A 13,144-nucleotide genomic window follows, 5' to 3' on the forward strand; every position below is an offset into this window, starting at 1 on the left:
GGGGTGCCAGGCCCCCGCAGGCACCCCTGCCGCACCTAGCATCGAGGACAGGACACGCAGGACCCGTCAGCTTCCGCGAACGGGCACGGACAGCCCTCGGAAACGGGCAGAGAGACAAGGAACAAGGCGATGCAAGAGATCTTCGCGGGGATGCCGTGGTGGATTAAGTGGGTCGCGGTGCCGGTCATCGCCCTGGTCGTGTTCGGCGGCCTGATAGCGAGCATCGTCGGCTTCGTGATCGGCCTGCTCTTCAAGCTGCTGGTCTTCGTGGCACTGGTCGGCGGCCTGATCTACGTCGGGCGGAAGTTCATGTCGAACTCCTCGTCGAGGAGCGACTGGTAGGCGGTGGCGGAAGGGGCAGGCGAATCGCCGCCCCTCGCCGACAGGAGCCGGCCGCGGACGTGCCCGCTCCTCGACGGGGTCATCGGCTCGTGGCGACCGATGGCCCACCTGTGCGGCAACCGCCGCCGGTAACCAGGAATCGACAGTTCCCTCGGGCGGGGGAAGTTTTCGACGCATGCCGTCGGCGATCGGTGGCAGACGGTTAAAGTCCGGAATTCGACGCGGGGTTGATCCCCGCGAGCGGCGTTCCGAACCCTCCCGTGTTACCCCCGCACGGGCGGCCCCCCTCGCGCTTCGGGAGTGACCCTTGGCCACGGTTGACACCGCACCCGCAGGACCGCAGGTTCCCACCCCCGAGCCGCACCCCACGACCCTCATCGGATCGGTCCAGCGCGCGATGCGCCTGCTGGAGTCCGTCGCGCGCCACGAGTACGGGGCGCCCGCGAAGCAGCTGGCCCGTGAGGCCGGGCTCGCCCTCCCCACGGCGTACCACCTGCTGCGCACCCTGGCGCACGAGGGCTATCTGCGCCGCGAGAAGGGGCTGTTCTTCCTCGGCGAGGCGGCCGTGCGCCTGAGCAGCAGCAGTGCCCAGCAGAAACGTCGCAGCACGGTCGCCGACGCGCTGGGGCGGTGGCGCGATTCGATCGGTGTACCCGTGTACTACGCGGTCTACGCCGCCGGTGAGATCGAGGTCCAGTGCGTCGCAGACACCCCGGCCAATCCGGCGGTCGAGGAGTGGGCGGACTTCCGTGAGACAGGGCACGCGCATGCGATCGGCCAGTGTCTGCTGTCCCAGCTCGACGCCGAAACGCGCAGGGACCACCTCGACCGCTACCCCGTTCAGTCCATCACGCCATATACGGTGCGTGACGATCACACCCTGATGCGGCGCCTCGAATCGACGCGACGCATGCAGCCCGTGATCGAGCGTCAGGAGTACGCGCTGGGCACGGTCTGCGCCGCGATCCCCATCACGGTGGGCAGTACAGCGGCCACGATGGCCATCTCCATGCCGTCCCACCAGGCCGACCGGCTGATGCCGGCGGCGCGGCAATTGCAGGGCGAGATCGGCAGGCTGCTGGGCACGCTTTCGCTGTCTATCAGCATCTGAAAACTCACTCCTTGTGATCTGGTGTGTACGTTCAGCAAGATGCCTGCAGTGTCAGGTGGATGATTCCCGGCCAGTCGACGGCAAACGACGGGGTAGGCGATGCGCGAGTCGGTAGTACAGGCAGAGGTCATGATGAGCTTCGTCGTCTCGGAGGAGCTCTCCTTCCGTATCCCGGTGGAGCTGCGTTACGAGACCTGTGATCCCTATGCCGTGCGGCTGACCTTCCACCTGCCCGGTGACGCCCCCGTGACCTGGGCCTTCGGCAGGGAGCTGTTGATCGATGGCGTGGGCCGCCCCTGCGGGGACGGGGACGTGCACATCACGCCCGCCGACGCGGAGGGGTTCGGCGATGTCCTGATCCGGCTTCAGGTGGGGGCCGACCAGGCCCTGTTCCGTTGCGGCACGGCACCCCTGCTGGCGTTCCTCGACCGTACGGACCGGGTGGTTCCGCTGGGGCAGGAGCGCTCGCTCGCCGACTTCGACACCCATCTCGACGAGGCCCTGGACCGCATCCTGGCGGAGGAACAGAGCGCGGGATGACGCGAGGACGGCCCGGCGTGCTGTGACGCCCCCGCGCCGTACGCCGTCGGGTTCAGTGCTTGCGGCGGCGGCCGCTCCCGCGCAGGGGTGCCCTTGAACCGGCCTGCGGCTGTGGTTGCTGTTGTGCCGGGGCTGCGTCGCCCGGGCGGTCCGCCGCGACCACCAGGGCCGCCAGCGCTGTCGTGACAGGCACCGAGGCGACCAGTCCGATCGAGCCGACGAGTGTGCGCACGATCTCCTCGGCCACCAACTCGCTGTTGGCCACCGTTCCCACGCTGCTCTCCGCGATGGAGAACAGCAGCAACAGAGGGAGCGCCGCGCCCGCATAGGCGAGGACGAGCGTGTTGACGACGGAAGCGATGTGGTCGCGGCCGATGCGGATGCCCGCCCGGTACAGCCCTCGCCTGCCCATCGTCGGATCGGCCGCATGCAGCTCCCAGACCGCCGACGTCTGTGTGACGGTGACGTCGTCGAGGACTCCGAGCGAACCGATGATGATTCCCGCGAGCAGCAGACCGCTCATGTCGATGGACGGGTACAGACCGTGGATCAGACCGGTGTTGTCGTCCGTGTTGCCGGTCAGCGCGGCCCAGTCGATGAACAGCGAGCCGAGCAGCCCGATCAGCACCAGGGAGAGCAACGTGCCGAGTACGGCCACCGACGTCCGCGCCGAGAGCCCGTGGCACATGTAGAGCGCGATCAGCATGATGGCGCTCGCCCCGACCACCGCGACGACCAGCGGGTTCGAGCCCTGCAGGATCGCCGGGAGGATGAAGAACGTCAGGATCAGGAAACTGACAGCCAGCGCGATCAGTGCCATGACACCGCGCATCCGGCCCACCACGACCACAGCGAGGGCGAAGATGCCGGCGAGCAGTGTCATCGGGAGCTTGCGGTTCACGTCGGTGACCGAGTACTGAAGCTCCTTGGGGGCGTCGGGCGCGTACGCCACGATCACCTCCTGGTCCTGCTTCAACTGCCGGGAGGAGTCCGGCTGGACGATCTCCGTGAAGGTACGGCCCTTGTCCTTCCCGGTGTCGACCCGGACCGTCGCCTTCTTGCAGGTGCCCGACGCCTGTTGCTGCGCCGAGGAACCCTCGGCCGTCGAGGTGTCACCGGTCGGAGTCTCGCCCGAGGCGTTCACGGACTTGCAGTCGACCTCGTCGACCTTGGTCACCGTGGCCTGCTGGGTCTGCCGGTCGAAGCCGACACCCGTGCGCTCGTGTCCGGGGGCACCGCCGGGCCAGAGCACCACGAGGCCCACGACGACCGCCGCGGCGAAAGGAATCAGCACGGCGGCGATGACCTTGCGCAGGTGCATGGAGACGGGGGCCGCGGGGCCATGGCTGTGCGAGTGACCGTGCCCGCCGCCGGGCGGGCCGTCGTCGCCGCCCCCTCCGGGGCCGTGGGGTCCGTGTCCGGGGCCGCCCCCGTGACCATGGCCGTCGTGGCCGTGTCCGTGGGGGGGTTCGGACGGCGGAAGTGGGGGCTGCTGCGTCGTGGTCACCGACCGATCATCGCAAGAACGCGAGGGGCCCACTGTTCACCGCGCCCATTGTGACGCTAGCGTGGAAGCACCTTTGCACACGCGGGAGCTCGGAGCACCGGGCTGAGAGGGCGCTGACCTCCGTATCCGCGATGTTTCACGTGGAACATCGCCGGGACGGAAAACGCTGCGTCGACCGCCGAACCTGTTACCGGGTAATGCCGGCGTAGGGAGTAGGTCTCATGACCAACAAGGACGTACGCACGCCTGCCTCCAGCCAGACGATCGGGGCACCCGCCCCGGCCGACAGCACCGAGGTGTCCGCTTCGCCCGAGAACGAGGGGGCAGCAGCCCTGCCCGAGAACGGCGAAGGCGGCAAGTCCATCGGCTGGCACAAGGCGTACGTCGAGGGTTCGCGCCCCGACCTGCGGGTGCCGGTCCGCCAGGTGCACCTCACCAACGGGCAGTCGGTCACCCTGTACGACACCTCCGGTCCGTACACGGATCCGGTCGTCGAAACGGACGTACGCAGGGGGCTGGCGCCCCTGCGCGACAACTGGATCATCACGCGCGGCGACACCGAGGAGTATGCGGGCCGTCCCGTGCGTCCCGAGGACGACGGGATCAAGCACACCTCACCGCGCGGAGGCCTGCGCAACCTCGACGCCGTCTTCCCCGGGCGCCCACGCCTGCCCCGCCGGAGCCGTGACGGGCAGCCAGTGACGCAACTCGCGTACGCGAGGCGGGGGGAGGTCACACCGGAGATGGAGTACGTGGCCATCCGGGAGAACGTGTCCCCCGAGGTCGTCCGTGAGGAGATCGCGGCGGGCCGGGCTGTTCTGCCGGCCAACGTCAACCACCCGGAGATCGAGCCGATGATCATCGGTAAGCGGTTCCTGGTGAAGGTCAACGCCAACATCGGCAACTCCGCCGTCACCTCCTCCATCGAGGAGGAGGTCGAGAAGATGACCTGGGCGACGCGCTGGGGCGCCGACACGGTCATGGATCTGTCCACCGGCCGCAACATCCACACCACCAGGGAGTGGGTGCTGCGGAACTCCCCCGTGCCCATCGGCACGGTGCCTCTGTACCAGGCACTGGAGAAGGTCGACGGGCGCGCCGAGGAGCTCACCTGGGAGATCTACAAGGACACGGTCATCGAGCAGGCCGAGCAGGGCGTGGACTACATGACCGTCCACGCCGGGGTGCGTCTGCCGTACGTCCCGCTGACCGCGAACCGCAAGACCGGCATCGTCTCGCGCGGCGGCTCGATCATGGCGGCGTGGTGTCTGGCGCACCACAAGGAGTCGTTCCTGTACGAGCACTTCGAGGAGCTCTGTGAGGTCCTCGCCGCGTACGACGTCACCTACTCGCTCGGCGACGGCCTGCGGCCCGGCTCGATCGCGGATGCCAACGACGCCGCGCAGTTCGCGGAGCTGAAAACGCTCGGGGAACTCAACCGGATCGCGAAGCGGTTCAACGTACAGACCATGATCGAGGGTCCGGGGCACGTCCCGATGCACAAGATCAAGGAGAACATCGATCTTCAGCAGGAGATCTGCGAGGAAGCTCCGTTCTACACGCTGGGCCCGCTGACCACGGACGTCGCGCCGGCGTACGACCACATCACCTCGGGCATCGGTGCCGCGATGATCGCGTGGTGGGGCACTGCGATGCTCTGCTATGTCACGCCCAAGGAGCACCTGGGCCTGCCCAACCGGGACGACGTCAAGACAGGGGTCATCACCTACAAGATCGCGGCTCACGCGGCGGACCTCGCCAAGGGGCATCCGGGCGCGCAGGACTGGGACGACGCCCTGTCGGACGCCCGTTTCGAGTTCCGCTGGGAGGACCAGTTCAACCTGGCCCTGGACCCGGACACGGCCCGGGAGTTCCATGACGAGACGCTCCCGGCCGAGCCGGCCAAGACGGCGCACTTCTGCTCCATGTGCGGGCCGAAGTTCTGCTCGATGAAGATCAGTCACAGCATCAACGAGCAGTTCGGTGGAGACGCGGTCAAGGGAGCTTCGCCCGAAGAGGTAGCCGACGGGATGCTCCAGAAGTCGAAGGAGTTCGCCGCCGCGGGCAATCGGGTCTACCTGCCCATGGCCGACTGAGCAGGGGCGGACGCGCCGGCTGCGTTCGCGGGGCCCCGGTCATGACGGCCGGGGCCTGCCCAGGTACGGGGAGAGTCCGACGGCGGAAGGCATGGACAATCCCAGTGCAGCTCCGCTTTCGCGTTGCCACTGATGAGCGTTCGCGGGCAGGAATGATCAGAGGCAGTCACCTTTGGCCGACCGAACGGTCCTCGTGCTGCGGAGCCGAGGCCCTGGGCAGTGCAATCCAGGACCTCGGTGATCCGGCCCGGTGCCGACGCGCGGATGAGGCCAGTGGTGAGCGAGTGACGCTATTGGTTTTCGAACCACCAGATCAACAGGGAGACTGCTCCGGCCCCAAGAGCCGTGCAAGCTCCCTTGAATACGTTGGCGCCTGCTGAGCGCGCCCACAGCTTCCAGTTCTTTGAGCTGGTCGTGTGCGGTGTGTAGCTCTCCGGGATGGAGTCTGTAGACTCCATGACAGAGCTCCTTTCGGTTTCGCAGACGAGGGTGCTTGGCGAGGGAGTCCGTGACCTGAAGCTTGCCGGCCGGGTCGAGGGCTCCCTTTTGCTGTGTTCATTCTGAACAAGCGCGGTTTCTTTTCGGCCAGCCGTTTGCGCAACGCGGCTGGCCTTTTATTGCTTTTATGATGCATATACCTCCATTTATTGGCATGTGGTGGGCGCCGGTGTGCGTCTTGGCAGCCCTGGCGGCGGCGCCCATACTGATTTGGATGCCGAAATGGCTCGGCATCGCCACTTTTCGTAGGCGAAGACGTGGGGGCTGCATGGAACTCGATGGTGCTGAACTGCAGTGGCGAAAGAGCTCCGCGACTAACGGAGGAAACTGTGTCGAGGTGGCTTTCGCCGATCAAGTGGCCGTGCGGGATTCGCACTACCCCGAGAGGGCGTTATTGGGGTTCAGTGCATATGCCTGGCATTCTTTCCTCGGCGTGGTGAAGGATTCTGGCTCGGAAGCCATTTCCTAGCCACTTCGACTCCGCCGCTACAGCTGTTCCTGTTCTACGGCCAGTGACGTCCCGTAACATGCTCCCCAGCATTTTTCCTGTGTCACTCCTGGCCGAAGAGGAACTCTCGCGTCACCCCAGTGGCAACCCCCCTCTCCACTTCCCAGAAGATGTCGAGATAGTCTGTCGGGCGGCGCTGTGACGTGCGGCCCAAGGCTTTTTCGCTAAGAATTGCCTCGCCCTCCGGGTTCTCCAGGTAGACGACCATCTCGTCCTCGTCGTCAGGGAACTCGAAAAGGGCGTACGGCGATCCGAAGCGTGGGTAGATTCCTGCGCTGAAGGGCACAGTGAATACCGTTACGTTGGTCATTTCATTGATCGTCAGCAGCTTTTCGAACTGCTTGTGCATCGTCTCCAGCGAGCCGACGGTCCTTCGGATCACGGCCTCATCCAGGATGAAGAAGGACTCGGGTCCGTCGGACTGGATGAGGCGGTCCTGGCGCTCCAGGCGGAGCTGGACGAGCTGCTCGGTCTTCTCCGTGCCGAAGTTCAGCCGGTTGAGGACCGTGCGCATGTACTCCTCGGTCTGCAGCAGACCGGGCACCAGGTTGGGTTCGAAGTTCCTGATGATCGACGCGGAGCTTTCGTACCCGAGGTAGGTCTCGAAGTCCTGGGTCACCCAGGCGCGGTACTCGTCCCACCACGGTGGGCGACGCGCGGCCCGTGCCATGTCGGTGAGAGCCTTGACCTGTGCCTGGTCCGTGATCCCGTAGTGCCCCAGCAGCACCCGCACGTCGGTCACCGACACGCCGACGGTGCCGGCCTCGATCCGGATCACCTTTGAGGGTGACCACTCGAGTTGCTCCGCGACCTCCCGTTGCTTCAGCCCCGCGCTCTCCCTCGCCTTCTTCAGGCGATCACGCAGTCGTGCACGCTGGAATCCGGGCTCTTCCTGTGGCACCGAGGTCTCCGTCCTGACGCGGTTGGCGTTGTAGGTCAGTAGGCTAACGGCCTCGAGGCGCTCCGACATGCCGCTCAGGGCTGCTCGGCGGAGTGCGAAGACACTGCCTGCCGATGACCCGACGGCCTGGCCCCTGTCAGCCACGAGGCCTGCGGCCCGCTGACCTAACGCTGCCATCCTGCCTGCCTGGGTGCGAAGTGCATCATGATGGATTGCCACATGGCATATAGCATCCTTCGCTCCCCTGGATAAAACAAGCCCACCTGCGAATCTGTGTAGGTGGGACTATTTATGGTGCTCAATTATCAGAAGGGACCCATTTCTCTTTACGTGATGGTTGGCAACGTAAGAGACGTGGGCAGCCTTGTCTGGCGACATCGCTGAAGGGAATGCAAAAAGAAAAGATCGACGACGGATTTCCGTCGTCGATCAGTCTTGGCAGGCAGGGCCCCTATTCGGGAGCGTGCTCCGGTCCCCCGAAGTCCGGACTGCTGAAGTCCGGGCTCGAGAAACTGGGGCGGGGGCCCGCTGCCGGGCCGCCGTCAGGGCTGCTGAAGCCCGGGCGGTTGTAGCCGAGCTGCGGTATTCGGCTGATCGGCGCCGCAGGCTTGGCGCGCCCGAGGGCCGCCGTGCCCGGGTCCGCGAGCGCATCCCTGAGGAACGGCAGGATGCCGCGCTCCAGGAGGGCGTCGTGCCAGGCGTCCCTGGCCAGGGACGCCTCCTCGCTGCGCTCGCCGTTGGCACCGGCCTGCAGCGAGCTGGAGCCGTTGCGCAGGGCGGCGAGCAGTAGACCGACCGCGGCGACCAGGATCGTGGCCGCGGTGATGGCGCCGAAGACCCACCCCGTGGTGAGGAGGGTCTGAGCGATGCCCGGTTCGGGGTCGAGCATCTTCAATATGTAGCCGACGAGCAGGAATATCGCCGCGGCCGTGCCGGCGAGGACGGGTGCGAGCACGGCGACGACCGCGGCGGCACCAGCCCCGGCGGTCTCGGCGACCTCTCCCATGGCGGTGGCGAACCCGACGGCGCCCGTGGCCGGATCCGTGGTGCTGGTGGACCCTTCGCGGACGGGAGGGGTGGACGGCGCCGGTTGGCGCAGTTCCTCGCGGACCTTCACATAGTGCTGGTACTCGGTCGCCGCGGCCGCCGTGATGATCGCGGTGGCGTTGAGCGCCATCGTGCGCAGTTGCTCGGGGTTGAGCCGCTGACCGACAGCGGCGAGTTCCGGACGGTGTGGTGCGGAGCGCAGCGCCTCGTCGAGGATCCGCTCGTACTCTTGGCGGTCCTCGCTCAGCAGGTGCTGCGGAACGCTGTTCATGTGCATCCCCCGATGCTCCGTAGGGCTTGGGGCTCGGCATGCTGACGAGCCGTCGGGCAGAAACGGAGGGGAGCCTGCTACGGATAAGCCGATGGTAGAGCGGCGACGGCACACGGTGACAGGGGGTTTCCAGAAATTGCCCCTGGGTTGCACGTGTCCTCCGTCGGAAGACGCCTGCCCGCTGAACGCTCAGCTATCCAGAGGAAGTTGCTGGACCAGTAGCTTTCCGGCCATGGTCACACCGCCGTCCATGGCGATCGCGAGCTTGTCGGCGTACACGTGCGGTTCGTCGACCACGGGGGTCGACGGGGTGTCGCCGTCCTCCGATCCGACTTCGCCCCGGAGGTACGGAATGGGGCTGTGACCATGGACGATGCGTGAACCGCCGTACGTCTCCAACAGGGAACGCACCGCCTGGGCGCCACCGTCGTCGCGGAACGCGAAGCGCTTGGTGAACTTGCGGAACAGGTCCCAGCACTCGTCCGCGTCGTTGCGCGTGAGGGTCTCGCGGATGGTGTCGTTGACCGCTTCGATGGAGTCGCCGTAGTCGAGATAGGCGGTCGTGTCGGAGTGCACGAGGAGATGCCCGTCCGCCATCTCCATGGCGTCGAGGCGGGCCATCCACTGCAGATGGTGGTCCTCGAGGCGGTCCATGTCGGACTTCTGGCCGCCGTTGAGCAGCCAGGCGGCCTGGAAGGTGGCGGTCCCCGCGCCGGAGTTGACGGGGGTGTCCCCGAACCGCTTGGCGCCGAGGAGGAGCAGCTCGTGGTTGCCCATGAGCGCCTTGCAGTAGCCGCCGGCCGCCGCTGCCTCCGCGGACAGCCGCATCACGAGGTCGATGACGCCGATGCCGTCGGGCCCGCGGTCGGTGAAGTCGCCGAGGAACCACAGACGCGAGGTCCCGGCGGCCCACCGGGCCTCGGCGTCGATGAGCCCCTTCTCACGCAGCGCGGCCACGAGCTCGCCGATGTACCCGTGCACGTCACCGACGACGTACAGCGGCCCCGGCCCTTCGTCGGGCTGAGGGACCTGGACGGCTTCCGGGCCGACCGGCACCTGCACCGTGTCACCGCGGTTGATCACCGGCAGATCGCGCTCCGTCGGGGTGTAGCCCTCCGGCTCCTGGGCCGGGACGCCGCCCTCGCCGTGCGGCGGGGGCCCGGCGTAGGGGCCGGACCGGCCGTACTGCTCCGCGGCCCCGGCGTACGGGGCCGCGCTCTGGTCGTACGGGCCGGCGGACCGGTCGTACGGCGGTGAGGCGGGCGCGTGCGGGCCGGGGGGCTGCGCGTGCGGACCGGCCTCGTGCACGTACGCCGGCACGCGGAAGTCGCGCACCGTCGGCGTCCGCATCTCGGGTCCCTGACCGGCCCCCTGAGTCATCGACCCCTCCACCACCATCGCGCCGCATCTGCACCGCGTCGGACTGCCTGGTCGCAGCGGCCCGCGGTGTCGTCCGCCCATCATAGGAATGCGGATCGCGCCATGTGATGACCCAGGGGTGGTGAATCGGAGCAGAACCCCAGTTCACCGTGCTTTTCTCCCGAATTGGGAGGAGCTTTCCGCGTTGGAGGTCACCCCTGTTCCGGGGACCTCGGTGGGCTGACGGTCGTCCGCGGCGACCGTCGCTCGGAGGACGTGCGCACGATCAGCTCCGTCGGCATGACCTGCTCGACCGGTTGGTCCGATTCGACCCCCTCGATCGCGTCGATGAGGAGCTGGACCACTGCCGTACCGATTCGTCGTGGTTTGAGGGAGAGCGTCGTGACGGGCGGCTCGGTGGTGGCGTAGACGGTGGACTCGCTGCAGCACACGAGAAGCAGGTCGTCCGGTACGCGCAGGCCGTAGCGCCGGGCCGCCGCGAGGAGGTCGGTGCCGTTCGGGTCGAACAGCCCGTAGACGGCGTCGGGCCGGTCGGGCCGGGCGAGCAGCCGGTCGGCCGCGACCGCTCCCGCGCACGGATCATGCGCGGGATAGGCCTCGTACACGGGATCCTGGCCCACACGCTCGCACCAACGCAGGTATGCGGTGGTCGACAGGTGCGTGTAGGTGTCGGTCGTCGTCCCGGTCAGGAGACCGATCCGGCGGGCTCCGGCATCGGCCAGGTGGTCGAGGATTCCCAGGACCGCGGCCTCGTGGTCGTTGTCCACCCAGGCGGTTACCGGCAGGGAGCCGGCCGGGCGGCCGTCCGAGACCACCGGTAACCCCTGGCGGACCAGTTCGCTGACGACCGGGTCCTGGTCGGAGGGGTCGATGACGACCGTCCCGTCCAGGGCCACGTTCGACCACACGTCGTGGCGCGAGGTCGCGGGGAGGATGACCAGGGCGTAGCCCCGGGCGAGCGCGGCCGAGGTGGCGGCTCTGGCCATCTCCGCGAAGTACGCGAACTCCGTGAAGGTGAAGGGTTCGTCCCCGTAGGTCGTCACGGTCAGGCCGATGAGGCCCGACTTGCCGGTACGGAGTGTTCGGGCCGCGGCGGAGGGGCGATAGCCCAGCCGGTCGGCGACCTCGCGGACATGGCGTCTGGTGGCGTCCGGCAGTCGCCCCTTGCCGTTGAGGGCGTCGGACACCGTCGTAATGGAGACTCCGGCGGCCGCGGCCACGTCTCTGATGCCCGCTCGGCCCGGCCGGCTTCCTCGTCGGGAGGTCTCCGACCGGTTCACCTGGTGCTTCCCTGCTGCTGTCATGGCGAGCCGATAGTAGGGCTCATGCGGTGGGGTAGTGCGGACGCATATGCACTCGTTGACAGGCACGTTTCTGCATGGTCAAAAGCACTCAATTGCCTTGGAAGTCAAGGGAGTTGACCGTTTCAACGGCAGGGCGTCACTTGTCCGCGCGCATGAGCCTGCCAAATGAGCCATGTTTCGAAGAGGTCTCAACTCACCTTCACGAGGGATGCGCGCCACGGCGCGAGCCACCGGCGCGGGCGCTGAGGGACGGCGCGCCCCCTCTTTCGTACGCCTTCGTGCGGTGATGCCCGGGAGTGCGTGCGCGGACGCCGGCCGCCGGCCGGACGGTCGGTCCCGGGCCGTACTCAGCGGTGCCGAATCCTCTTAAGGTGAGGAGTATTGGTAGCCGGTGGTGGTGATGAGCCGGAGACGGTCACAAGGAGGACTGCGGTGAGCGAGACGAGCCCGAAGCTGCGAGCCGAGCTGGAAGGTATCCCCACGTACAGGCCGGGGAAGCCCGCGGCGGCCTCGGACGGCCCGGTGGCCTACAAGCTGTCCTCCAACGAGAACCCCTATCCGCCGCTGCCGGGCGTGCTGGAGAGCGTGAGCGCGGCTGCCCGCGCCTTCAACCGCTACCCCGACATGGCGTGCACAGGGCTGATGAACGAGCTGGCGGACCGGTTCGGGGTGCCGCTCGCGCACCTGGCCACGGGCACCGGCTCGGTCGGCGTGGCCCAGCAGCTGGTGCAGGCGACCTCCGGGCCGGGCGACGAGGTGATCTACGCTTGGCGGTCCTTCGAGGCGTACCCGATCATCACCCGCATCAGTGGGGCGACGGCGGTCCAGGTGCCGCTGACGCCGGGGGATGTGCACGACCTCGACGCGATGGCGGACGCGATCACCGACCGGACGCGGCTGATCTTCGTCTGCAACCCCAACAACCCCACGGGCACGGCGGTGCGCCGGGCGGAGCTGGAACGGTTCCTCGACCGGGTGCCGGGCGATGTCCTCGTCGTCCTCGACGAGGCGTACCGGGAGTTCGTGCGCGATGTGGAGGTGCCGGACGGCGTCGAGCTCTACCGGGACCGGCCGAACGTGTGCGTGCTGCGGACGTTCTCCAAGGCGTACGGCCTCGCCGGGCTGCGGGTCGGCTTCGCGATCGCGCACGAGCCGGTGGCGGCGGCGCTGCGCAAGACGGCCGTGCCCTTCGGCGTGAGCCAGCTCGCGCAGGACGCGGCGGTCGCCTCGTTGCGGGCCGAGGACGAGCTGCTGGGCCGGGTCGGGTCGCTGGTGTCCGAGCGTGCGCGGGTGGTCGAGACGTTGCGCGGGCAGGGCTGGACGGTGCCGGACACCCAGGCGAACTTCGTGTGGCTGCGGCTCGGGGAGCGCACCGGCGACTTCGCCGCCGCGTGTGAACGGGCCGGGGTCGTCGTGCGGCCGTTCGCGGGCGAGGGGGTTCGCGTGACGGTGGGCGAGACCGAGGCCAACGACATCCTCCTGAAGACGACGGAGGGGTTCCGCAAGGAGCTCTAGACGAGCCCCGGACCTGAGATCACGGACAACCCCGGGCCCCGGCATCCCGCGCTTCGCGGGGTGTCGGGGCCCGAGTCGTCTGTGGCGTATGCCACTACACCCCTCACATGTCGCTGAGCTGGGC

Annotated in this window: 11 protein-coding genes and 1 riboswitch; of the genes, 6 read left to right on the plus strand and 5 right to left on the minus strand. The window is 67.7% G+C overall.

Annotated elements, in window-relative coordinates; all coding sequences use genetic code 11:
* Window positions 1-129 precede the first annotated feature (129 nt).
* From KUF83_RS24935 to KUF83_RS24945, 3 genes are all read left to right on the plus strand, one after another.
* Window positions 130-342 carry a DUF5326 family protein gene (locus KUF83_RS24935; protein ID WP_217457158.1) on the plus strand — a complete coding sequence of 71 codons (213 nt, stop codon included), beginning with the start codon at window positions 130-132 and terminating at the stop codon, window positions 340-342.
* Between the two features lie 307 nt (window positions 343-649).
* The gene (locus tag KUF83_RS24940; protein WP_302828543.1) at window positions 650-1,453 is read left to right on the plus strand and encodes an IclR family transcriptional regulator; all 804 of its coding nucleotides are present in this window, start codon (window positions 650-652) and stop codon (window positions 1,451-1,453) included.
* Between the two features lie 99 nt (window positions 1,454-1,552).
* Window positions 1,553-1,993, plus strand: coding sequence for an SsgA family sporulation/cell division regulator (locus tag KUF83_RS24945; protein ID WP_217457159.1), 441 nt, complete (start codon window positions 1,553-1,555; stop codon window positions 1,991-1,993).
* Between the two features lie 52 nt (window positions 1,994-2,045).
* Here the strand turns inward: KUF83_RS24945 and KUF83_RS24950 are convergent, their stop codons facing one another.
* Window positions 2,046-3,500 carry a YibE/F family protein gene (locus KUF83_RS24950; protein ID WP_217457160.1) on the minus strand — a complete coding sequence of 485 codons (1,455 nt, stop codon included), beginning with the start codon at window positions 3,498-3,500 and terminating at the stop codon, window positions 2,046-2,048.
* Between the two features lie 71 nt (window positions 3,501-3,571).
* A riboswitch (TPP riboswitch) is annotated at window positions 3,572-3,729 on the plus strand.
* Between KUF83_RS24950 and thiC the strand changes: the two genes are divergently transcribed.
* Both thiC and KUF83_RS24960 read left to right on the plus strand, forming a co-directional pair.
* Entirely contained in the window at window positions 3,722-5,596 is a 1,875-nt protein-coding gene (gene thiC, locus KUF83_RS24955; RefSeq protein WP_254644331.1) for a phosphomethylpyrimidine synthase ThiC, read from the plus strand. Its footprint overlaps the riboswitch before it by 8 nt.
* Before the next feature lie 766 nt (window positions 5,597-6,362).
* Entirely contained in the window at window positions 6,363-6,563 is a 201-nt protein-coding gene (locus KUF83_RS24960; protein WP_217457308.1) for a DUF397 domain-containing protein, read from the plus strand.
* Between the two features lie 82 nt (window positions 6,564-6,645).
* Here the strand turns inward: KUF83_RS24960 and KUF83_RS24965 are convergent, their stop codons facing one another.
* The 4 genes from KUF83_RS24965 to KUF83_RS24980 form a co-directional block, all read right to left on the minus strand.
* Window positions 6,646-7,572, minus strand: a complete 927-nt coding sequence (locus KUF83_RS24965) for a helix-turn-helix transcriptional regulator (RefSeq protein ID WP_217457161.1) — start codon at window positions 7,570-7,572, stop codon at window positions 6,646-6,648.
* 382 nt (window positions 7,573-7,954) lie between these two features.
* The gene (locus tag KUF83_RS24970; protein WP_217457162.1) at window positions 7,955-8,827 is read right to left on the minus strand and encodes a hypothetical protein; all 873 of its coding nucleotides are present in this window, start codon (window positions 8,825-8,827) and stop codon (window positions 7,955-7,957) included.
* A gap of 183 nt (window positions 8,828-9,010) precedes the next feature.
* Window positions 9,011-10,201, minus strand: a complete 1,191-nt coding sequence (locus KUF83_RS24975) for a metallophosphoesterase (RefSeq protein WP_254644332.1) — start codon at window positions 10,199-10,201, stop codon at window positions 9,011-9,013.
* A 191-nt stretch (window positions 10,202-10,392) separates the two neighbouring features.
* Entirely contained in the window at window positions 10,393-11,505 is a 1,113-nt protein-coding gene (locus KUF83_RS24980; RefSeq protein WP_217457163.1) for a LacI family DNA-binding transcriptional regulator, read from the minus strand.
* 432 nt (window positions 11,506-11,937) lie between these two features.
* On the opposite strand from KUF83_RS24980, the gene hisC reads away from it, so the two are divergent.
* Complete coding sequence (hisC, locus tag KUF83_RS24985) at window positions 11,938-13,020, plus strand: histidinol-phosphate transaminase (protein ID WP_217457164.1); 1,083 nt, start codon at window positions 11,938-11,940, stop codon at window positions 13,018-13,020.
* Window positions 13,021-13,144 lie beyond the last annotated feature (124 nt).

The organism is Streptomyces sp. BV286 (assembly GCF_019090165.1).
Lineage (GTDB): Bacteria > Actinomycetota > Actinomycetes > Streptomycetales > Streptomycetaceae > Streptomyces.

Coding starts and splice junctions, on each gene's coding strand:
- KUF83_RS24945 (WP_217457159.1), top strand. CDS start 1,553: ATGCGCGAGTCGGTAGTACAGGCAGAGGTCATGATGAGCTTCGTCGTC.
- KUF83_RS24960 (WP_217457308.1), top strand. CDS start 6,363: ATGGAACTCGATGGTGCTGAACTGCAGTGGCGAAAGAGCTCCGCGACT.
- KUF83_RS24975 (WP_254644332.1), bottom strand. CDS start 10,201: ATGACTCAGGGGGCCGGTCAGGGACCCGAGATGCGGACGCCGACGGTG.
- KUF83_RS24980 (WP_217457163.1), bottom strand. CDS start 11,505: ATGACAGCAGCAGGGAAGCACCAGGTGAACCGGTCGGAGACCTCCCGA.
- thiC (WP_254644331.1), top strand. CDS start 3,722: ATGACCAACAAGGACGTACGCACGCCTGCCTCCAGCCAGACGATCGGG.
- KUF83_RS24970 (WP_217457162.1), bottom strand. CDS start 8,827: ATGCACATGAACAGCGTTCCGCAGCACCTGCTGAGCGAGGACCGCCAA.
- KUF83_RS24935 (WP_217457158.1), top strand. CDS start 130: ATGCAAGAGATCTTCGCGGGGATGCCGTGGTGGATTAAGTGGGTCGCG.
- KUF83_RS24965 (WP_217457161.1), bottom strand. CDS start 7,572: ATGTCGGAGCGCCTCGAGGCCGTTAGCCTACTGACCTACAACGCCAAC.